This window comes from Bradyrhizobium sp. A5, from assembly GCF_042076515.1.
Lineage (GTDB): Bacteria > Pseudomonadota > Alphaproteobacteria > Rhizobiales > Xanthobacteraceae > Bradyrhizobium > Bradyrhizobium cosmicum.
In genome coordinates this window covers 5856948-5878310 of the sequence record NZ_CP148990.1, presented here as the reverse complement: position 1 = coordinate 5878310, position 21363 = coordinate 5856948, and the positions used below count along the sequence as shown (strand labels likewise).

Here is a 21363-nt window from a genome sequence, read left to right as displayed (position 1 = left end):
TCGTGGAATCAGGAGACCGACATGGCGATCAACAACGTGGCCGAACTGTTCGTGGCAACGCTCGAACAGGCCGGCGTCAAGCGCATCTACGGCATCGTCGGTGACAGTCTGAACGCGTTCACCGAGGCGCTGCGCCGCCGCGGCACCATCGAATGGATCCATGTCCGGCACGAGGAGGTCGCGGCGTTCGCGGCCGCCGGCGAAGCCGAGATGACCGGAAGCCTCGCGGTCTGCGCGGGTTCCTGCGGGCCCGGCAATCTGCATCTGATCAACGGCCTGTTCGACGCGCATCGCAGCCGCGTTCCCGTGCTGGCGATTGCGGCGCAGATCCCGTCGGCCGAGATCGGTGGCGGCTACTTTCAGGAAACCCATCCGCAAAACCTGTTCCGCGAATGCAGCCATTATTGCGAGTTGGTCTCGGACCCGAGCCAGCTGCCGTACGTTATTGAGAATGCGATCCGCGCGGCCGTGGGTCTGCGCGGCGTCGCGGTCATTGCCATGCCCGGCGATGTCGCCTTCCGCGACCCGCCGAAGCGTGCGCTGTCCACGACGCGCGGGCTTGCGCTGACGCCGCCGAAGGTCGTGCCGCAGGCCGATGAGCTGACGGCGCTGGCGGATCTCCTCAACGGCGCCGAGCGGATCACGCTATTCTGCGGCCGTGGCTGTGCCGGTGCGCATGCGCCGCTGATGCAGCTGGCGGAGGCCTTGAAGAGCCCGATCGTGCATGCGCTTGGCGGCAAGGAGCATGTCGAGTACGACAATCCCTATGACGTCGGCATGACCGGCTTCATCGGCTTCTCCTCGGGCTATGCTGCCATGCACGCCTGCGACGCGCTGGTGATGCTCGGCACTGATTTCCCCTACAAACAGTTCTTCCCGACCGACTGCCAGGTCGCGCAGATCGACATTCGCCCTGAAAATCTGGGACGGCGCTGCAAGATCGATCTCGATCTCGTCGGCGACGTCAAGCCCACCATCGAGGCGCTGCTGCCGCTGCTCAAGGCCAAGACGCAGCGCAAGCATCTCGACGATGCGATCGCGCACTACAAGAAGGCGCGCGAAGGCCTCGATTCGCTCGCCAAGGGTACGCCGGGATCAAAGCCGATCCATCCGCAATATCTGGCAAAAGTCATCAGCGACCACGCCTCCGATGATGCCGTGTTCACCGCCGATGTCGGCACGCCGACGGTGTGGGCCGCACGCTATCTCGACATGAACGGCCGGCGCCGGCTGATCGGCTCCTTCGTGCACGGCTCGATGGCCAATGCCATGCCGCAGGCGATCGGTGCGCAGGCCTCGCAGCCTGGCCGTCAGGTGATCTCGCTGTCGGGCGACGGCGGCTTCACCATGCTGATGGGCGATCTGATCACGCTGACGCAGATGAAGCTGCCCGTGAAGGTGGTGATCTTCAACAACGGCGTGCTCGGCTTCGTCGCGCTGGAGATGAAGGCGGCGGGCTTCGTCGATACCAATGTCGACCTGGAGAATCCCGATTTCGCGGCGATGGCGCGCGCGATGGGCATCTTCGCCAGGCGCGTCGAGGACCCCGGCGAACTCCCGGGCGCGGTGAAGGAGGTGCTGGCCCACGACGGACCGGCGCTGCTCGACGTCGTCACCGCCAAGCAGGAGCTGTCGATGCCGCCGACCATCACGGCCGAGCAGGTCAAGGGTTTCAGCCTGTGGGTGCTGCGCGCCGTGATGAGCGGCCGCGGCGACGAGGTCATTGATCTCGCCAAGACCAATCTGCTATCGCGCTAGCCGCGCTTCACCGACGGTACCGTCAGTCGCTCGTGGCGGCGCTGGAAACGTTGCCAGTGCAGCACGAGGCCGATCAGCAGAGCCGGCACGAAGCCGAGCGCGATCAGGAAATGCGGCAACTGCGTCGGCGAGATGAAGGCGATGGCGATGTCGGAGATCAGCCAGAGCGCTGCGAACATCACTGCGAAATCCGTGCGCGGGCAGCGCAGGTAATAGAACACGGCGGTGATGACGATGGCGGGCCCGATCGCGATGCCGATCATTACCGCCGTCAGTTCCTTCGGCGTCAGCGCATCGAGCACCATCGATGCCAGCAGCCAGAGCGCGGCGAACATGGCGATGATGTCGAGCGGATGCCGCAACCCAATACCTCTCGCAGAAAGCGCGCTATCGTTGTGGCCCGGTCCCCGGCCGTCAAGGGAAAATAGCCTATTCCTCGTCGTTTCCGGGCGTCGGCCGCAGCATGAAATGACCGAAGGCGGAGGCGATCGGCTTGTTCGCATTGTCTTGCCAGGCCCGCGCCTCGAAGGCGACGATGCGCCGGCCCTGCTTCACGATCGAGACGTTCGCGAAGGTGTCGAGTGCCCGGCCGGAGCGGAGATAGTTGACGGTCAGCCCGATCGGCTTGGGCAGCGCGGCGATGCCGAGCTCGCGCCTCACGCCGAAAATCGCGGTGGTTTCGAGGAAGGCGCCGGTCATGCCGCCATGGATCGCGGGCAGGATCGGATTGCCGATGATCTGGGGCGAGAACGGCATCGTCAGCGTGCCGTCGTCGTTGACGCGAATGCCGAGGGCGCGCGCGAACGGGCTGCTCGCGAACGGGCCGTCCGGATCGTCCGGCGCCTCCAGCGTCGGGATGCTGCGTGCATCCATCCTGCGGTCGGCCAGCATGTTGGTGCGGTTGGCGCCGATCATGAAGCAGGCGGTCGCGGTGGCGACCGGATCGTCCTCGGACTCCTGATAGGCGGTGGATCGCACGAAGGCGATCGAGCGGGTGGTGCGGTAGCAGACCGAATGCGCCTTGATGTCGAGACCGGGCGTGGCCGGCTTCTGGTAATCGATGCGCAGATCGAGGGTTGCGATCGCGCTCGTGCCGTCGAGCGCGAGTTGCACCGCCATGCCGCAGCTCTCGTCCAGCATCGCGGTGACGACGCCGCCATGCAGCACGCCGGTCTCGGTGTCGCCGACGAACACCGGACGGTAGGGGAGGCTGGACCAGGCCTCGGCCGGCGCGAAGCGGTCGAGCTGGAGCCCGCTGATATGGCCGTAATCGGAGCGGCGGCCCTTGATGGCTTCGGCAAGTTCCTCGAACGGGAGTGTGGCCGGAGCCTTGGACGTCGATGAGCTGGACATGCCAACGTTCTAGACCAGTGTCGGGCGTCGCGCAAAACCCCGAACAGGCCTCGACAGGGCGGGCCGAAGCAACGATGGTGGGCGTTTCGTCCGTCGACCAGCCCCAAGGAGTGCCCATGGCCGATCCCGAAACGCCCGCCACCAGCCAGGGGCCTGTCACCATTTCGAGCTCCAGCGCCGAGCGGGCGCCGATCATCTATTTCGACGGCGCCTCCTGCTTCGGCCATCACAACGGCGCGATCCAGATCGAGCTCGCCGCGAACTTGCTGATGCCGGTCGGCGCCGCCGTCAGGGTCGATGTGGTCCAGACCGCGCACTTACGTTGCAGCGTGGCGGCCGCGCTTGCCCTGCGCGAAGCGCTGGACAAGGCGCTGGCGATGTATAGGCAGGGGCAGCAGCAGCCGACGGCGGAGGAAATTCCGATGGTGAAGAACTGAACGGCAATTGACTCGACGCGCTGTTTGCGCCAATTTTCGCACAGGTTGATACGACCTGCCGGTTGCCCCCTCCGTGGAATGGTGAACGTATCGAGCCCTTGATCGGCTCCCTTTGCCCGAGCGACCGGGTCAGCAACGCAACCACCTGACACATCTGGATCGCTCATGCAGAGGACGAACCGATGCGCGATTTTCGCGATGCCAAGGCTATGGCGCAGACCCTGCGCGAATCCCTGACCAACAAGGCCGTCACCATCAGTCACAGCGAGAGCCTCGAACTGGTGTCGAGGATGCTCGGTGTTGCCGACTGGAACACGCTGTCGGCGCTGCTTCACGCCGAGCGCCGTGACACGATTGCGCCGATTACGAACCTCAAGACGACAACGGCGTTCTATCCGGCCATTCCGTTGCGCGATCTCGTTCCATTTCCGAACGCGACCTACCCGTTGTTCGTGGGCCGCGAGAGGACCGTCCAGGCCTTGAACCAGGCGTTTGAAGGAGGGCGGGAGATCGTCGTGGCGATTCAGCGAGAGGCAGCCGTCGATGATCCCCAATTTTCCGATGTCTACGAGATCGGCCTCCTGGCCCAACTGCTTGAGCTCGAAACGCTCGGCGATGGCACGCTCAGGGTGTTGACGCGCGGGCTTCGGCGTGTCGCGCTACGCAGCTTTGCCGCTGAATCAGCCGCGTATCAGGCCGAGGTGGCTGACGTCAGCGAAGGGGCGACCCGCGATGCGCGGGATCTGATCCGACGGATCTATCAGCGCTTCCAGGATTACACCGCGACGCTGGGGATTCTGGTGCCGGACATCTGGCTGTTCTTCGATCAAACCCGTGATCCCGGACAGATCGCTGATACCGTCGCCACGCGGATGAAGCTGTCCATCAGCGACAAATACGAACTGCTGGCGACGCTCGATCCCATGAAGCGGCTTGAGCGGATCGACGCGCTACTTGACGTGCCACAGCGTCCGGTGTCGGCAAATTACGCGGCCACGAAACGGCAGGCGCTCGATCACGCCGGGCGACGGCGCCATCAATACGCGACGCTCGAGCATTTTCTGCTCGCCCTGATTGAAGATGCGGAAGCCTCGGCGGTGATGCGAGCGTGCGATGCCGATCTCGCCAGCCTGAGGCAGGGTCTCGCGCAATATCTCGACAACGAGCTCAAGCATACCGTGACCGAGGTCGGGAGTGCCGAGCCCACGGCGGCGTTCAGGCGCGTCGATCAGCGCGCCGCGCTCCACGCCCAAGAGGTGGGTTACGCCGCGGTGACCGGCGCCAATGCGCTTGTTGCCTTGTTTGCCGAAACGCGAAGCCCCGCGGCGCGGCTGCTCGCGGATCATGGCGTCTCGCGCGGGCGCGCCGACAAGACGATCGGGCGGGGCGTTGGCTAGGGAGAAGGGCTAAGCAGTCCGTGGCGACTGTTTACGCCTTCGTCACATGCACCTTCGGCGTCCTGCCATCGTTCCACTTGCCGTCGAACGCGCGCTCGATCTGGGCGGCGAGTTGCAGCAGGAGGCCGTCATTGGCCTGCTTGGCGATCGCCTGGATACCGAGCGGCAGGCCGTGATCCTGCGTCGCCATCGGCATCGAGATCGCGGGCATGCCGCAGAGGTTGGCGAGCGGGGTGAAGGCGAAGAAGCGCCAGAGGTTGCCGAACCAGTCGAGCACGTCGGGATTGTCGGAGATGGTGAGATATTCCCTGGTGCCGACCTTCGGCGTCGGCAGCGCCGTGATCGGGGTCAGGATCACGTCCCATTGTTCGAAGAACGCGCCGAAGCCGCGCGAGGTCGTGTTGAACACACCCTGCATCCTCGCCCGCTCCGCGAAGGTGGTGTGGCGGCCGGCTTCCCAGATCCGGATGTTCATGGGCTCGATCAGATCTTCCGGCGGCTTGTCCAGTCCGCGCGCGGCGAGCATGTTGGAGATCACCACGGCGAAGTTCGAAATGTAGCACATCGTCTGCGCTTCGAACGCAGCGCGGAAGTCGAGCTCGGGCAGCGCGTCGTCGACATGATGGCCGAGACCTTCGAGGAAACGGCCGGTCTTCTCCAGCTCGGCGGCGATCTCAGGTGTCGCGGTGTAGTCGCCCCAGGTATGCGACAGCGCGATGCGCAGCTTCGACGGATCGCGCTTGATCATCTCCGAATAGGGCTGCGCCGTGGTCCAGAACGGCATGAACTCGCCGGGCGCGGGTCCGCGGGCGTGATCGACGAAGGCGGCGGTGTCGCGCACCGAGCGCGACTGGCAGCCCTGGATCGAGACGAGGCCGGTGAGATCGGACATGTGCGGGGCGAGCGAGAACACGCCGCGCGACACTTTCAGGCCGATATTGCCGTTGACGCCCGCGGGAATGCGGATCGAGCCGCCGCCGTCGGTCGCATGCGCGATCGGCACCACGCCGGCCGCGACCATCGCGGCGCTCCCCGCTGACGAGCCACAGGTGGTGTAGTCGGTGTTCCAGGGATTGCGCGTGACGTACACGGCGGGATTGTCGGCCGAAGAGCACACACCGAATTCCGGCGTCGTGGTGCGGCCGATCAAATTGAGGCCGGCCTGGCGGAATTTACCGGTCAGGAACGTGTCGGCGGCGGCGCGATTGCCGCGCATCAGCAGCGAGCCCATCTCCTGGAGGCGGCCCTTCATGGTCGGCCCGAGGTCCTTCATCAGGAAGGGCAGGCCGGCGAACGGGCCGCCGAGATTGGCGCCGTCCTTGGCCGGATCGGCGATCACGTCCTCGAACAGCTCGACCACGCCCGACAGCGCCGGATTGACCTTGGCCACGCCTGCGGCGGCCTGGCGCGCCAATTCCTTCGCCGTCAGCTCACCCTTGCGGACGCGCGCCGCCAGCCCAACGCCATCGTGCTGCGCCCATTCGTTCCAGCTCATCGGCAAAGTCATGAAGTTATAATCCCTTGAGGTGCGGCATCACCTTTTTCGCAAGGGCCCGCGTGAATCAACTGAGCCGGCGCGAGGGGCAGGGTTGCGCCGGGCGGAGAGGTCTGCGTCAGTAGGCCAGTCGGACGATCACCGCAACCGGCCCGCCGCCCGCCGGACCCTGATGCTCGGCGCCGCCGGAAACATAAATCGCGCCGGTGCCGGCAAGGCCCGCGATCAGGCCGCCGACCGCCGCGCGGGCATGGCGTGTCGAACTGATGTCGGTATCTTCCAGCATGGTGTGGCGGAAGCCGCGCACGCTGCCATCAGGCGACGCCTCGGCCTTGGCGAAGATGTTGACGAACTCGCGGCCCGGCTGCGGATCCGCACCGAGCCCGACGCTCTGCAATGCCGCCACCACCGCCGTGGCGTCGATCGCATCGTCCATCACGTCATGCCCGATCTCGAACGCGCTCGCGGAAGATGTGGAGTTACCGAGCACGATGATGACGCTGTGCATCAGCTCGATCCCGGACGAGGTCGAGGCGACCTTCGAGAACAGATCAGTGCGGCGCAGAACGTCGTCATCGCCGACGTCGGAGGCGATCTCGCCGAGCGCGACCGCAACCCCGAGCGCGGAAGCACCCCGCGAATAGGCCATCGAGCTGTAGGCGCTTGTCGTTGCGGTCTTGTTGCCGCGCGCGTTCGCCGCCGCGACGCGGTCGCTGGTGAGCAGCGGGCACTTGATCTGCACGAAATGGACGTCGGCCGGGTCAGAAATGCCGGCATCCGCCATGGCGGTCTTCACGGCTTTCGCCGTCTCCGCGATCTGTGCCGCGCGGCCGAGCTCTTCGGGCAGGAAGTCGCGGGTGTGGGCCATGCCGATGCTCAGGCGCTTGCCGGACAGACCCGCTGGTGGCTGATCGATCTCTTGCCGCGTGAACACGGTGATATGCGGGCTGAGCACGCCCTCGGTGCCGCCCGACATCACGAAGGCAATGCGCTGCTCGACCTCGTGCGCGGAAAGGCCGAGCTGCGGCGCCAGCGCCGTGCACAGCGCGGCCACCGCATACTCCCGGGTAAAGTCGTTGACGCCACCATTGCCCTCGGTCTTGCCGAGGATCGCCAGGATCGATGTCGCGTCGATCGCGCCGGAGCCGATCATGGCCATGAGGCCGGAAACGTCGCCGGGGCCCCTGGTAGCGATCTTGAAGACGCCGACCGATGTGGCTGGCATGACTGGTCCTCAGAGTGGTCCGGCGGGATCAAAAAGGCGTGGAACGGAGGCGTCTGTCAAGTGCAACAGTCTGCGTCATTCCGGGCTCGCGCCAAGGGGCGCGCCCCGGAATGACAGCAGAGATGATGGTCGCTGTCGCCCTGTTTCGCCAAAGAGTCAAGCTGCGCCCTGAAAAATATTCCGATTTACCGAAATTCGGAAATATCGTATGTGTCGCCCATCCCGGCTCATCCTTGAGGGGCGATCGTACGTCGTCACGATATGCGAGCCGGGCCTGCGGTGGACGCGGCAGCGTCGTGCGCAAGAGGTCGAGGGCAGGGCGGGTAGTCCCTGTGAGCCCGCGGCCATGTGCGGACGAGCGGCGCTGATGCGTACGGCAAAACCGTGTGGTCCTGGCCGTCGTTGCTACGGTCAAGCCTTGAGCGGAGATGTGCGCGAGCCCAACCGGGCGGACGGCATCGTCAATTCGCAGGGCGAGGGAGGCCAGAAGGAAAGTTCGGCTCCCGGGAGAGCGCGGCATAAGCCGTCCGACCATCGCGCAGGGAAGGCCGAGTGATCGGCGACACCTGTATGCTGCTGTGCGGTCTCTTTGCGTGTGCCTTTCGCGCAGCGGACCGCGGGTGCCCGCCGGCACCCGGTCTTCCCTGCGCCCTCTTGGATTGGAGGGTATAGAGAAGAAGCAAAGCTCGGGCGAAATGCGCCGCGAGAATGAGAAGGCGTGTCTGAGATTCAAAGTGCGAACCGAAAGAGCGGCGCCATTGCCTCATACTCCGTCATTGCGAGCGCGCGTCACATTCCGCTCCCGCGCCCCGGACGCAGCGCAGCGCCCCCGGCGATGCGAAGCATCGTCCGGTGCGGTGCGTTGCAGCGCGTCCGGGACACGTACATCATGCCGACGCAGCGACATCCCCACGATTGTGGCGAGATCGCATCGGTTCGGCAAAAAAATCCCCTGTCGACGGTTGCGCGCCGCACCTTGATGAATCATCCTTGGTTGGTCCATAAGCGGCGTCCCGCTGCCGGTGGTTCGCCGCCGCCTTGCGTGCTTGGAATAGAGGGATTCTCGCGTGGCAAATATCAACCAGAAAATTGCGCAGGAGCTTGGGGTACGGGCGGAGCAGGTCGAGGCGACCGTGACGCTGCTCGACGGTGGCGCCACGGTTCCCTTCATCGCGCGCTACCGTAAGGAAGCGACCGGTGCGCTCGACGACGCGCAATTGCGCACCCTGGAGGAGCGCCTGGGTTACCTGCGCGAGCTGGAAGACCGCCGCAAGGCCATCCTCGAATCGGTCCGCGAGCAGGGCAAGCTCGATGCCGCGCTGGAGGCCTCCATTCTCGCCGCCGACAGCAAGGCGCGTCTGGAAGACATCTATCTGCCGTTCAAGCCGAAGCGCCGCACCAAGGCCGAGATCGCCAAGGAAGCCGGCCTCGAGCCGCTCGCCAATCAGCTCATGGCGGAGCCCGGCAACGATCCGAAAGTCGTGGCCGAAGCCTTCGTCAATGCCGAGAAGGGCGTCGCGGATGCCGCCGCCGCACTCGATGGCGCCCGTGCCATCCTGGTCGAGCGCTTCGACGAGGACGCCGACCTGATCGGCGCATTGCGCGAAGACGTCTGGACCAATGCGCGCATGGCCTCCAAGGTGCGCGAGGGCAAGAAGACCGAGGGCGAAAAATTCGCCGACTATTTCGAATTCTCCGAGCCGCTGACCAAGCTACCTTCGCACCGCATCCTCGCGATGTTCCGCGGCGAGAAGGAAGAAATCCTCGATCTGCAAATTCAGGCCGAAGAACCGCCGCCGCCGGGCGTGCCGGGAGTCTACGAGCTGAAGATCATGAAGCGGTTCGGCATCGCCGACCTCAAGCGCGCCGGCGACCGCTGGATGGTCGACACCGTGCGCTGGGCCTGGCGCACCAAGATTCAGGTGCATCTCAACATCGATCTTCGCATGCGGCTGTGGAACGCGGCCGAGACCGAGGCGGTGCGCGTATTCGCGTCGAATTTGCGCGACCTGCTGCTGGCCGCGCCGGCCGGCACCCGCGTCACCATGGGGCTCGATCCCGGCTTCCGCACCGGCGTCAAGGTCGCCGTCACCGACGCGACCGGCAAGGTGGTCGATACCGCCGTGATCTATCCGCACGAGCCGCAGCGGCAGTGGAACGAGGCGCTCGCGATCCTCGGCAAGCTGGCGCTGAAGCATCGCGTCGAGCTGATCGCGATCGGCAACGGCACAGCCTCGCGCGAGACCGACAAGCTCGCTGGCGATCTCGTCAAGGGCCTCGCCGAGCTGAAGATGACCAAGATCGTGGTGTCGGAAGCCGGTGCGTCGGTGTATTCGGCCTCGGCTTTCGCCTCGGAGGAACTGCCCGGTCTCGACGTCACCCTGCGCGGCGCGGTCTCGATCGCGCGGCGCCTGCAGGATCCGCTCGCCGAACTCGTCAAGATCGAGCCGAAGGCGATCGGCGTCGGCCAGTATCAGCACGACCTCGGCCAGGCCAAGCTTGCAAAATCGCTCGATGCGGTGGTGGAAGACTGCGTGAACGCGGTCGGCGTCGACGTCAACACCGCGTCCGCGCCGCTGCTGGCGCGCGTGTCGGGCGTCGGCTCCGGTCTCGCGCAGAGCATCGTGGCGCACCGTGATGCCAACGGCCCGTTCAAGTCGCGCAAGGCGCTGAAGGAGGTGCCACGGCTCGGACCGAAGGCGTTCGAGCAGTGCGCCGGCTTCCTGCGCATCCTCGGCGGCGAGGACCCGCTCGATGCGTCTGGCGTGCATCCGGAAGCCTATCCGGTGGTGCGCCGGATCCTCGCGGCCACCAAGAGCGACATCAAGGCGCTGATCGGCAGCAGCGAGATCGTGCGCACGCTGAAGCCGAAGGATTTCGTCGACGAGACTTTTGGTTTGCCGACCGTCACCGACATCCTGCGCGAGCTGGAAAAGCCCGGCCGCGACCCGCGTCCGGCGTTCAAGGCCGCGGTGTTCAAGGAGGGCGTCGAGGAGATCAAGCATCTCCAGAAGGGCATGATCCTCGAGGGCACCGTGACCAACGTCGCCGCCTTCGGCGCCTTCGTCGACATCGGCGTGCATCAGGACGGCCTCGTGCACATCTCCGCGATGTCGAAGACCTACATCAAGGATCCGCGCGAGGTGGTGAAGCCCGGTGACATCGTCAAGGTCAAGGTGCTGGATTTCGAGGTCGCCCGCAAGCGCATCTCCTTGACGCTGCGGCTCGACGACGAGGTCGGCGCCAAGAAGGACGCGCCCGGCATGCAGCGCGACAACAGCACGCGCAATCCCGCCCGCATGACGTCGTCGGCGCCGCGCAAGCAGGAGTCCTCCGGCGGCGGCGGCGCGCTCGCCGAGGCGCTGCGCCGCGCGGCCGAGAAGAACGGCGGCAAGCGCGCGTGAGGCGCGCTGCCTAGAGCTCGATCACGCCGCGGCGCGCCGCATGTGCCACCGCGTCGGTGCGGCCGGTCGCGTCCAGCTTGTCGAGCAGCGAGCCGACGTGGAATTTCACCGTGTGCACGGAGATGCCGAGCTGGCGTGCGATCATCTTGTTCGAGGCGCCCTCGGCCATCAATGCGAGCACGTCGAGCTCGCGCTGGGTCAGTGCGATATCATCGGGCATGCTGACCGGATCGCGGGCGACAACCGTCGCCGCGGCCTGCTCGCCGGGCGCGGCGAGGCGAAGCCCGGTCACGTTGCCGAGCAGAGCTGCCAGGCGATCGGCGAGAATGGGATCGTCGATCTCCAGCGACAGCACGATCTCCGGCGTTGTATCGCCGCTCACGCCTCCGGCCTCTCGCCGACCGTGACCTTGAAGCTGACCGGCTCGCCGCCGCGGCGTGCGGCGACATCGACCACGGCGCCGACGCTTGCGGGGCCCAGCATCCGTGACAGCGCGCGCACGCCGGACAGCTTCTGATCGTTGACCGCGATGATGACGTCACCCTGGCGAATGCCGGCGGTGGCGGACGGCCCGGCCTGGTCGACATTCATCACCATCGCGCCCATGCCGTCGTCGAGCCGCACCGGCTGCAGCCCGAGGCCGAGATAGCCGCGCGCGATACGGCCGCGCGTCTCGAGCTGCGCCGCAACCCGTGCGATCGTCGCCGTCGGAATCACCAGCACCCGCCGCGGTCCGAGCACGGCCATGCCGAAGGCTTCGCCCGATGCGTCGAGCGCGAGCCCGCCTTGCTGGCCGAAGCGCAGGCGCAGGTCGAGCTCGATGCGGGCATCGATGTCGCCGCCACGCAAGGAGCGCCAGCCCTTGCCGGATGCCGACACCATGCCAAGCGCCGCGCTTGGAGCGTCGCGATCGGTGGCAACCACGACCGACAGCGCGCCGAGCGGAGGAACGGAGGCAGCCAGCCTGACCGGGGCGATGCCGGTATCGGCGCGCAGCAGCGCGATGTCGGTGGTGTGGTCGCGGCCGGCGATTGTCGCGGCGACCGCGCTGCCGTCGGCAAGGCCGATCCGGACCTCGCCCTCGTCGGCCAGCGCCTCGTCGGCGGTGACGATCAGGCCAGGCTTCCAGACGAAGCCGGTGGCGCGGCTACGATGCGAATGCACGGAGACGACGGACGGCGCGGCGTGCGCCACGACATCCGCGAGCGCGGACGACAGTGAAGACGGAGGCGTGGAATCGGTCATGGCGGGCTCCTGTAAGCTGTCTTCAATCTGGGATGTCGCGGCTGATTGCGAAACTGCCCGTGTGGCCAGTCCTCCGGTGGAGCACGGCCGACGAACATGTGATTGGGAGGCGCTCACGGGAACGTGTAGCAATTCCGGGATCGCGCCAAATGGCCTCCAACGAGCCCTGATTGATGACCATCGACTTCACCCGCCGCACCCTGCTTCAACTTGCCGGCGCCAGCTCGCTTGCGATGGCGGCCGCGGCTGCGGCGCGCGCCGAGGGCACGCCGCAGGGCGGCGGGCCGACCTATGCCAGCCGAACGCCGATGCGGGTCGGCATGGTGACGCTGCGGGTGAAGGATCTCGACAAGGTCGCCGATTATTACCGTGACGTGATCGGCCTCACCGTGATGGAGCGCTCCGCCAGCGCGGCCAGGCTCGGCGCAGGTGGTATTGCGCTGGTGGTGCTGGAAGCCCGCCCCGATGCGATGATCGAGCCGCGCAACGCCGCCGGCCTCTATCACACCGCCTTCCTGATGCCGACGCGAAGGGACCTCGCGCGCTGGCTGGTAGCAGCCGCCTCGCATCGCGTGCCGCTGTCGGGCTTTGCCGATCACCTCGTCAGCGAGTCCGTCTATCTCGACGATCCCGAGGGTAACGGCATCGAAGTCTATGCCGACCGCGATCCCTCGCAATGGCAGTGGAGCGAGGGCAGCGTGAAGATGGCGACCGACGAGCTCAATATCCCCGACCTGCTGTCGCTGACCAATACGCGCGTCGCCGACTATGCCAGGGCGCCGGAGGGCTTGCGCGTCGGCCACATGCATCTGCGCGTCGGCGATCTCGCGCTGGCCGAGAGCTTCTATCACGGCACGATCGGCCTCGACCCCACCTGCAAGCGCAACGGCGCCGCGTTCCTGTCGTCGGGCCGCTATCATCATCACCTCGGCATGAATGTCTGGCAGAGCCAGGGCGCCGGCCCGCGCGACGATGCCACTACCGGCCTTGCCTGGTTCTCGCTGGTGACGGCGAAGCAGGACATCCTCGCCGCGCAGGAGGAACGCCTGCGCAAGGGCGGTGCGCGGATCACGGCGCTCGCGGACGGTGTGGAGGCGATCGATCCCTGGGGCACGCGGGTGCGGCTGCTCAGGGTTTGATCGCAGGCTCGGGCATTGCTAGGAACCGCAAGGCGCAAACCTGCTTTCCGGGAGCCACAGCCGACATGTCCGAATTCCACGGTGTCTTCCCTTATCTCGTCTCGCCCGTCGATGCCGACGGCGCGGTCCGCACGAAGGTGCTGGCGAAACTCTGCGACGACCTGATCGGCGCCGGCGTGCACGGGCTGACGCCGCTGGGCTCGACCGGCGAGTTCGCCTATCTCAACGCCGCGCAGCGCACGGCGGTCGTGCAGACCACCATCGAGGCCGCGAAGGGCCGCGTGCCCGTGGTGGCCGGCGTCGCTTCCACGTCGACGGCTGATGCGGTGGCGCAGGCGAAGGCGTATCAGAAGCTCGGGGCCGACGGCATTCTGGCGATCCTGGAGGCGTATTTTCCGCTCGCGGACGCGCAGGTGGAATCCTATTTTCGCAGCATCGCCGACGCGGTGGATATTCCCGTCGTCATCTACACCAATCCGCAATTCCAGCGTTCCGACCTGACTCTCGACGTCATCGCGCGCCTCGCCGCGCATCCGCGCATCGGCTACATCAAGGACGCCTCGACCAATACCGGCCGGCTGCTCTCGATCATGAACCGTTGCGGCGATGCCTTGCGTGTGTTCTCGGCCTCCGCCCATATCCCGGCCGCGGTGATGCTGATCGGCGGGCTCGGCTGGATGGCGGGCCCGGCCTGCATCATCCCGCGCCAGAGCGTCGCGCTGTACGAGCTCTGCAAGGCCGGCCGCTGGGACGAGGCCATGGCTCTGCAGCGCAGGCTGTGGCGTATCAACGAGGCCTTCGCGCGCTTCAATCTCGCCGCCTGCATCAAGGCCGGGCTCGCGAGCCAGGGCTATGACGTCGGCGATCCTGTCCCGCCGCAGGCCCCGCTGACGGACGACGCGCGCAAGATCGTGGAAGCGGCGCTCAGGGAGCTAGGTTAGACCCCCAGGGCATGACGAATCCACGGTCCCGCCGCCCAAAACCGCGGCTGGTCTCGCCTGCCCCGATCCGCTAAAAGGCTGCCGCATTTCAAGAGACCCTGAGGACCCAGCGGAATGAACATTCTTCCCGGCAATTTGCGTTTCGGAGCGGGCCAGCCCGTCAAGCGTTTGGAAGACCAGCGGCTGCTCACCGGGAAGGGGCAGTTCATCGACGACAAGCCGGAGGAGGGCGCGCTGTGGTTGCATGTGCTGCGCTCGCCGCACGCCCACGCGAAGCTCGTCTCGATCGACACCAGCGCCGCCGCCGCGATGCCCGGCGTCGTCGCGATCTACACCGGCGCCGACCTCGTCAAGGACGACATCGGCACCATCCCGACCTTGAGCATCTTCAAGCGTCCCGACGGCAAGCCGATGACGGTGCCGCCGCGCCGCCTGCTCGCCCATGAAATCGTGCGCTATGCCGGCGAAGCCGTGGCCGCCGTGGTCGCATCCTCGCGCAGCGAGGCGCAGAGCGCGGCTGAAGCCATCGTGGTCGAGTATGACGTGCAGCCTGCGGTGGTCGATCCCGTCGAAGCCGTCAAGCCGGGCGCGCCCGTGGTATGGCCGGAGGCGCCCGACAACATCGTCGGCGCGATGAGCTATGGCGACGCCGCCAAGGCGGATGAAGCCTTCGCCAAGGCTGCGCATACGGTCGAGCTCGACATCGTCAGCCAGCGTCTCGTGCCCTCCGCGATGGAGCCGCGCTCGACCATTGCCGAGATCGACAAGAAGACCGGCCGTCTCCTGCTGCATGTGCAGTCGCAGACCCCGGCCTCGACCCGCGACGTGCTGGCGGAAGCCGTGCTGAAGCGACCCAAGGACAGCGTCCGCGTGCTGGTCGGCGACATCGGCGGCGGCTTCGGTCAGAAGACCAATCTCTATCCCGAAGACGGCATTGTCGCCTACGCCGCGACGAAGCTGAGCAAGAAGATCCGTTGGCGCGGCGACCGCACCGACGAATTCGTCGGCGGCACCCACGGCCGCGATCTGACCTCGACCGCCTCCTTCGCGCTGGACGAGAAGGGCAAGGTGCTGGCCTATCGCGTCAAGTCGATCGGCTGCACCGGCGCTTATTCCTCGGGTGCCGCGAACATCATTCCGCTGGTGCTCGGCCCGTTCGTGCAGACCGGCGTCTACGATCTGCCGCTGGTGCATTTCGAGGTGAAGTCGGTGATGACCCACACTGCGCCCGTCGGCGCCTATCGCGGCGCGGGCCGCCCTGAGGCGGTCTTCATCGTCGAGCGCCTGTTCGACGCCGCCGCGCGCAAGATCGGCATGGATCCGCGTGCGATCCGCAAGGCCAACTACATCAAGCCGGCGCAGCTGCCCTACACCAACGCGGCCGGACAGGTCTACGATTCCGGCGCGTTCGCGCACATGCTCGATCGTGCCGTGAAGCTCGCCGACTGGGACGGCTTTGCCGCGCGCAAGAAGGCCGCGAAGAAGAAGGGCCTGCTCTACGGCCGCGGGCTCACCTCCTATATCGAATGGACCGGTGGCCGCGCCCACACCGAGAAGGTCAGCCTGCACGCGACCTCGGAGGGCCGCGTCATCCTGCATTCCGGTACCATGGCAATGGGGCAGGGGCTGCAGACCACCTACACCCAGATGATCTCGGATACGCTCGGCATTGCCATGGACAAGATCGACGTCGTCCAGGGCGACACCGATCTCGCCACGGGCTTCGGCAGCGTTGGTTCGCGCTCGCTGTTCGTCGGCGGCACGGCGGTCGCGGTCTCGTCGAACGATTTGATCCAGAAGGCGCGCGAGAAGGCGGCGAACGTGCTGGAAACCTCGGTCGAGGACATCGAGTACCAGGGCGGCATGCTGACCGTGGTCGGCACCGACCGTCGCATCAGCCTGTTCGACCTCGCTGAGAAGGAAGGCGGCGCCAAGCTCAGCGTCGATTCCGAAGGTGAGGTCGACGGTCCGAGCTGGCCGAACGGCACCCACATTTGCGAGGTCGAGATCGATCCGGAGACCGGCGTGTCCAAGGTTGTGCGCTACACCACCGTCGACGACGTCGGCGTGGCCGTGAACCCGATGCTGGTCACCGGCCAGATCCATGGCGGCGTCGCGCAGGGCATCGGCCAGGCGCTGTACGAAGGCGTGTCCTACGATGCCGACGGCCAGCTCCTGACCGCGAGCTACCAGGACTACTGCATCCCGCGCGCCGACGACGTTCCGCCGATCGTGGTGACGCTGGATGATTCCGCGCCATGCCGCACCAATCCGCTGGGCGCCAAGGGCTGTGGCGAATCCGGCGCCATCGGCGGCCCGCCCTGCGTCACCAACGGCGTGATGGACGCGCTCGCCGAACTCGGCATCACCCAGCTCAACACGCCCCTGACGCCGCAGAAGATCTGGAAGGCGATCCGGGACGCGAAGGCGGCGCGCTAGAGCATGTTGTTTTTTACCGGAATCGGGATTCCCAGGGGAGCCGATTTCTGATTCAAAGTTCATGCTGGAGGACGGAGGCCAGCATGGATGACGCGACCCTATTCGGAAGACCTTCGTGAACGGGCTCTGGCGCGGGCTGACGCAGGGGAGACGGTTCGCTCGATTGCAGAGGCGCTTGAGATCAGCCCGTCCTGTGTAACGAAGTGGAAGAATCTGAGGCGGGAGACTGGAGGCGTTTCGCCTGGCAAGATTGGTGGTCACAAGAGGCCGGTTCTATCCGGTGCCCATGCCGACTGGCTACGCAAGCGCGTTCTCTCTGGGCCATTCACCTTACGGAAGCTGACACAGGAGTTGGCAGCACGCGGGATCAAGACAGATGTGCGGGCCGTGTGGACGTTTGTGCATGCCGAAGGGCTGAGCTTCAAAAAAAACGATCCTGCCGGCCGAACAAGATCGCCCCGATATCGCTCGTAAACGAACGCGCTGGAAGGCCCATCAAGGCAAGATTGACGCTTCACGCCTGATCTTTATCGATGAGACCTGGATCAAGACCAACATGGCACCACTGCGCGGCTGGGGTCCGAGTGGACAGCGGCTCCAGGCATCCGCGCCTTTCGGTCATTGGAAGACCATGACTTTCATTGCAGCGCTGCGGCACGACCAGATCAGCGCACCTTGGGTCATCGACGGCCCCATCAATGGGGAACTCTTCACCCTCTATGTCGAGAAGGTTCTGGTGCCAACGCTGGCAAAAGGCGAGGTCGTCATCCTCGATAATCTCGGCAGTCACAAAGGCAAGTCCGCCCGCAATGCCATCCGCGCCGCCGGAGCGCATCTGCTCTTCCTGCCGCCCTACAGTCCCGACCTCAATCCGATCGAACAGGTCTTCGCCAAGCTCAAACATCTGATGCGAGCTGCAGAGCCGCGTGACGTCGAGGCAACCTGGCGCAAGGTCGGTGAACTGCTCGACCTCTTCTCCGCGCAGGAATGCGCCAACTATCTCAAAAATTCAGGCTATGTTTCCGTATAAAAACAGCACGCTCTAAGAGAAGCGCGTTGTTGCGCGAACTGCTGCCTCAAACTCACCTGTCGTCCCGGGGCGCGCAAAGCGCGAGCCCGGGACCCATAACCACAGGACATGGTTGTGGCACGAACCCGTAACTCCGAGTCTTCGCAATCACGTCCGCCTGTGGATATGGGTCCCCGCCTTCGCGGGGACGACAGCGAGTTTGTTGAGGCTACGAGCGCTAAATCCCCAGCATCATCTTCGCGATGATGTCGCGCTGGATCTCCGAGGTGCCGCCGAAGATCGTATAGGCCCGGCCGTTGAGATATTCCGGCACGACGGTCAGCATGTCCTCGGGTGTCGGCGGCTCGTGGTTGAGCTTGTAGAGCGGGCGCATCGGCTCGACGGCGAGCGCGTCGTGGCCGATCACGTCGACCCCCAACCGTGTCACGGCCTGGCGGATTTCGCTGTTGCGCAGCTTCAGGATCGACGACACCGCTCCGGGATTTTGGCCAGTCTGGAGCGCCGAGAGTACCCGCAGCTCGGTCATCTCCAGCGTGTCGATGTCGACCTCGACCTCCGAGATGCGCGCCGCGATATCGGGACTGTCGATCGCGCGTCCCGTCAGGTCCGACTCGGCAAGGTCCGCGATCGCCTTCAGCCCCTCGCGCAGCTTCGCCGAGGCGATCCCCGAGCCGCGCTCGAACTCGAGCAGATATTTGCCGTAGGTCCAGCCCTTGCCTTCCTCGCCAACGCGGTTGGCGACGGGCACGCGCACGTCGTCGAAGAACACCTGGTTGACCTCGTGATCGCCGCCGATGGTCAGGATCGGCCGCGTGGTGATGCCTGGCGTCTTCATGTCGATCAGGATGAAGCTGATGCCGTCCTGCTGTCGCGGCCCGTCGCTGGTGCGCACCAGCGCGAACATGCGGTTGGCATGATGGGCATGTGTGGTCCAGATCTTGGTGCCGTTGATGATGTAGTCGTCGCCGTCGCGCACGGCGCGCGTCTTCAGCGAGGACAGATCGGAGCCGGAGCCCGGCTCGGAATAGCCCTGGCACCAATAGTCTTCGCCGGAGAGAATCCGCGGCAGGTAGAAATTCTTCTGCTCCGGCGAACCGAAGCCGATGATGACGGGCCCGACCATCTTCACGCCCATCACGTTGACGTTCGGCACGCCGGCCCGTGCGGATTCCGTCTCGAAAATCCAGCGCTGCGCCGGCGTCCAGTCCGGGCCGCCGTATTCGACCGGCCAGCCCGGCGCACCCCAGCCGCGGCTGTGCAGTACGCGCTGCCAGGCCATGCCGATGTCGGGGTCGGAGAACACCGAGGGCGTCAGCGCGGTGGCGCGCTTCATCTCCTCGGTGAGATTTCTGGCGATGAAGCCGCGCACCTCGTCCTGGAAGGCGCGCTCCTCGGCATTGAACGACAGGTCCATGATGCGCTCCTTGTGTCAGGCGGGGACGATGGTGCGGCCAAGCCGGGCGTGGCGGCCATAGTGATGCGCGCTGCCGCCGAACAGGGTGTCGAAGGCGACCAGCCGCTTGAAATAGGCGCCGACCTCGAGCTCCTCGGTGACGCCCATGCCGCCGTGGAGCTGGATCGACTGCTCGCCGATGAAGCGCGCGCATTTGCCGATCTTCGCCTTCGCGCCCGAAGCCGCCCGTGCGCGCTCGACCGGCGGACTGTCAACCTTCAGCGCGGCGCGCAATGCTATCGAGCGTGACTCGTCGACCTGCATCGCCATGTCGGCGAGCCGGTGACGGATCACCTGGTTGGCGGAGAGCGGCCGGCCGAACTGCTTGCGGATTTTTGTGTATTCCAGCGTGGTGTCGAGCAGCACCTGCATGATGCCGACCGCCTCTGCGTCGAGCGCGGCCATGGCGCGATCGACGGCCCATTCGATCGCCGGCAGTGCGTCGTGCCCATCGCCGAGCAGCGCATCCTCCGGCAGATGCACGTCGGACAGTTCGATGTTGCAGGCGCGCCCGCCGCCGAGGCGCTCGTAGTCGCTGACGGCTACACCCGGCGCCGTTGCCGTTACCAGGAACAGTCCGATCCGTCCCGATGGCCCCTTGTGATCGTGAATATGCGCGGAGACGATGATCTCGTCGGCGGCGTGGCCGTCGAGCACGGCGATCTTGCTGCCGGACAGACGCCAGCCTTGCGCCGTCTTGCTGGCAGCGGTCGCGACCTTGGCGAGGTCGAACCGCGCCGCGCGCTCGGAATGGGCGAAGGCGAGCTTCAATGATCCGCCCGAGATCTCAGGCAGGATTGCCTGCTTCTGAGCCGCGCTGCCGCATCGGTCGATCAGTCCGGCTCCGAGCACCACCGTCGCGACATAAGGCTCGGACACCAGCCCGCGGCCGAAGGCTTCCATCAAAATGCCGATCTCGACCGCGCCGCCGCCGAGTCCGCCAAACTCCTCCGGGATCGGCAGCGCCAGCCAGCCGAGCTCGGCGAACTGCTTCCACACCGCAGGGCTGAAGCCGAGCGGATCGCTCGCCGTCTTGCGACGGTGATCGGCATCGTAGCTTTCGGCTACGAAGCGTTCCGCGCTCTCGCGAAGCAGGCGTTGCTCGTCACTGAGATTGAGGTCCATGTCGCTACTCCGCGGCCGCCGGCGGCTTGCGCACGGAGGGATGCAGTCCGGATGGATCGACCACCATGCCGAACTCCTGAAGATTGTGAGCGTGACAGAGCTGATGCAGCGCAAAGGCCTGGTCGATCGCAGCCGGCTGGCCCATCACATCGACCGAGCGGTTGACGGCTTCCTTGGTCAGCTTCAGCGCAAACGACGGCTTTGATGCGATCCGGCGCGCCAGATCCAGCACCCGCGACGACAACTCCGCGCGCGGCACGACCTGGTTCACCATACCGAGCTGATGCGCCTCCTGCGCACTCCAGCTGTCGGCGGTGAACAGGAATTCCTTGGCTTTGCGCGGGCCGAGCTCCCAGGGATGCACGAACCATTCGACACCGCAGACGCCCATGGTGACGACGGGATCGCAGAACTGCGCATCGTCGCTGGCGACGATGAGGTCGCAGGCCCATGCCAGCATCAGGCCGCCGGCGATGCACTTGCCGTGCACCTCGGCAATGGTCGGCTTGGCAAGGTTGCGCCAGCGCCGGGTGATCTGGAGATAAATTTCCTGCTCGCGCGCGAAACGGCCATGGGCGTTGGGCTCGGCAAAGCCGCCCCAATTTCCTACCGGTGGAAAATCGACGCCCGCGGCATTCTTGCCACCGGGGCGGAGGTCGTGGCCGGAGGAGAAGTGCGGCCCGTTGCCGGCGAGGATGATGACCTTGACCGCTTCGTCCTGCACCGCCTCGTCGAAAGCGGCGTTGAGGTCGTAGGTCATTTGCAGGTTCTGCGCGTTGCGCGCATCGGGCCGGTTCATCACGATCCGGGCAATCGCCGGCTCCGGCCGTTCCACGAGGATGGTCTCGAACGAGGACATCGCGTTCCCCCTCAGCGTTTCCAGTCTGTCTTATTGTTCCGTCAAGTTGACTATGTCGGCCAG

General features: G+C 65.8%; 17 protein-coding genes. 8 read left to right on the top strand and 9 right to left on the bottom strand.

Features of this window, described 5'->3' with window-relative positions; genetic code table 11:
• Positions 1-21 precede the first annotated feature (21 nt).
• Positions 22-1758: a ubiquinone-dependent pyruvate dehydrogenase gene (gene poxB, locus WHZ77_RS27880; protein WP_375310890.1), complete on the top strand. Its 1737-nt coding sequence runs from the start codon at positions 22-24 to the stop codon at positions 1756-1758.
• Here poxB and WHZ77_RS27875 read toward each other — a convergent pair.
• Both WHZ77_RS27875 and WHZ77_RS27870 read right to left on the bottom strand, forming a co-directional pair.
• The gene (locus tag WHZ77_RS27875) at positions 1755-2120 is read right to left on the bottom strand and encodes a hypothetical protein (RefSeq protein ID WP_375310889.1); all 366 of its coding nucleotides are present in this window, start codon (positions 2118-2120) and stop codon (positions 1755-1757) included. The genes poxB and WHZ77_RS27875 overlap by 4 nt on opposite strands.
• 67 nt (positions 2121-2187) lie before the next feature.
• Positions 2188-3111, bottom strand: coding sequence for a PaaI family thioesterase (locus tag WHZ77_RS27870; protein WP_375310888.1), 924 nt, complete (start codon positions 3109-3111; stop codon positions 2188-2190).
• Between the two features lie 116 nt (positions 3112-3227).
• Between WHZ77_RS27870 and WHZ77_RS27865 the strand changes: the two genes are divergently transcribed.
• Positions 3228-3548 (top strand): hypothetical protein, encoded by a 321-nt coding sequence (locus tag WHZ77_RS27865; protein WP_375310887.1) that lies wholly within the window; start codon positions 3228-3230, stop codon positions 3546-3548.
• A 182-nt stretch (positions 3549-3730) separates the two neighbouring features.
• Complete coding sequence (locus tag WHZ77_RS27860) at positions 3731-4945, top strand: LON peptidase substrate-binding domain-containing protein (protein ID WP_375310886.1); 1215 nt, start codon at positions 3731-3733, stop codon at positions 4943-4945.
• Between the two features lie 31 nt (positions 4946-4976).
• On the opposite strand, the gene WHZ77_RS27855 is transcribed toward WHZ77_RS27860, so the two are convergent.
• Positions 4977-6452: an amidase gene (locus WHZ77_RS27855; protein WP_375310885.1), complete on the bottom strand. Its 1476-nt coding sequence runs from the start codon at positions 6450-6452 to the stop codon at positions 4977-4979.
• A gap of 106 nt (positions 6453-6558) precedes the next feature.
• Entirely contained in the window at positions 6559-7665 is a 1107-nt protein-coding gene (locus tag WHZ77_RS27850; protein ID WP_375310884.1) for a ring-opening amidohydrolase, read from the bottom strand.
• A gap of 1067 nt (positions 7666-8732) precedes the next feature.
• Here WHZ77_RS27850 and WHZ77_RS27845 point away from each other — a divergent pair.
• A complete protein-coding gene (locus WHZ77_RS27845) occupies positions 8733-11069 on the top strand; it encodes a Tex family protein (protein WP_375310883.1) in 2337 nt (778 codons plus the stop codon).
• Between the two features lie 10 nt (positions 11070-11079).
• Here the strand turns inward: WHZ77_RS27845 and WHZ77_RS27840 are convergent, their stop codons facing one another.
• Positions 11080-11451 (bottom strand): response regulator transcription factor, encoded by a 372-nt coding sequence (locus WHZ77_RS27840; protein ID WP_375310882.1) that lies wholly within the window; start codon positions 11449-11451, stop codon positions 11080-11082.
• Positions 11448-12314, bottom strand: coding sequence for a S1C family serine protease (locus WHZ77_RS27835; RefSeq protein ID WP_375310881.1), 867 nt, complete (start codon positions 12312-12314; stop codon positions 11448-11450). Before WHZ77_RS27835 ends, WHZ77_RS27840 begins: the two co-directional genes overlap by 4 nt.
• A 173-nt stretch (positions 12315-12487) precedes the next feature.
• On the opposite strand from WHZ77_RS27835, the gene WHZ77_RS27830 reads away from it, so the two are divergent.
• The 4 genes from WHZ77_RS27830 (at position 12488) to WHZ77_RS27815 (ending at position 17863) form a co-directional block, all read left to right on the top strand.
• On the top strand, positions 12488-13453 hold the full coding sequence (locus WHZ77_RS27830) for a VOC family protein (protein WP_375310880.1): 966 nt from the start codon (positions 12488-12490) through the stop codon (positions 13451-13453).
• A gap of 65 nt (positions 13454-13518) precedes the next feature.
• A complete protein-coding gene (locus tag WHZ77_RS27825; RefSeq protein WP_375310879.1) occupies positions 13519-14394 on the top strand; it encodes a dihydrodipicolinate synthase family protein in 876 nt (291 codons plus the stop codon).
• Positions 14395-14508: 114 nt separating this feature from the next.
• On the top strand, positions 14509-16833 hold the full coding sequence (locus WHZ77_RS27820; protein WP_375310878.1) for a xanthine dehydrogenase family protein molybdopterin-binding subunit: 2325 nt from the start codon (positions 14509-14511) through the stop codon (positions 16831-16833).
• A gap of 87 nt (positions 16834-16920) precedes the next feature.
• A protein-coding gene (locus WHZ77_RS27815) for an IS630 family transposase (protein ID WP_375310877.1) occupies positions 16921-17863 on the top strand; the annotation gives its coding sequence in 2 pieces (ribosomal slippage) (positions 16921-17256 and positions 17258-17863; 942 coding nt in all).
• 217 nt (positions 17864-18080) lie between these two features.
• Here the strand turns inward: WHZ77_RS27815 and WHZ77_RS27810 are convergent.
• Genes WHZ77_RS27810 through WHZ77_RS27800 form a run of 3 tightly spaced genes read right to left on the bottom strand, consistent with a single transcriptional unit; the run spans position 18081 to position 21300 of the window.
• Positions 18081-19277 (bottom strand): acyl-CoA dehydrogenase family protein, encoded by a 1197-nt coding sequence (locus WHZ77_RS27810; protein ID WP_375310876.1) that lies wholly within the window; start codon positions 19275-19277, stop codon positions 18081-18083.
• A 15-nt stretch (positions 19278-19292) separates the two neighbouring features.
• Positions 19293-20441, bottom strand: a complete 1149-nt coding sequence (locus WHZ77_RS27805; RefSeq protein WP_375310875.1) for an acyl-CoA dehydrogenase family protein — start codon at positions 20439-20441, stop codon at positions 19293-19295.
• Positions 20442-20445: 4 nt separating this feature from the next.
• Complete coding sequence (locus WHZ77_RS27800; RefSeq protein ID WP_375310874.1) at positions 20446-21300, bottom strand: enoyl-CoA hydratase; 855 nt, start codon at positions 21298-21300, stop codon at positions 20446-20448.
• Positions 21301-21363: the final 63 nt, after the last annotated feature.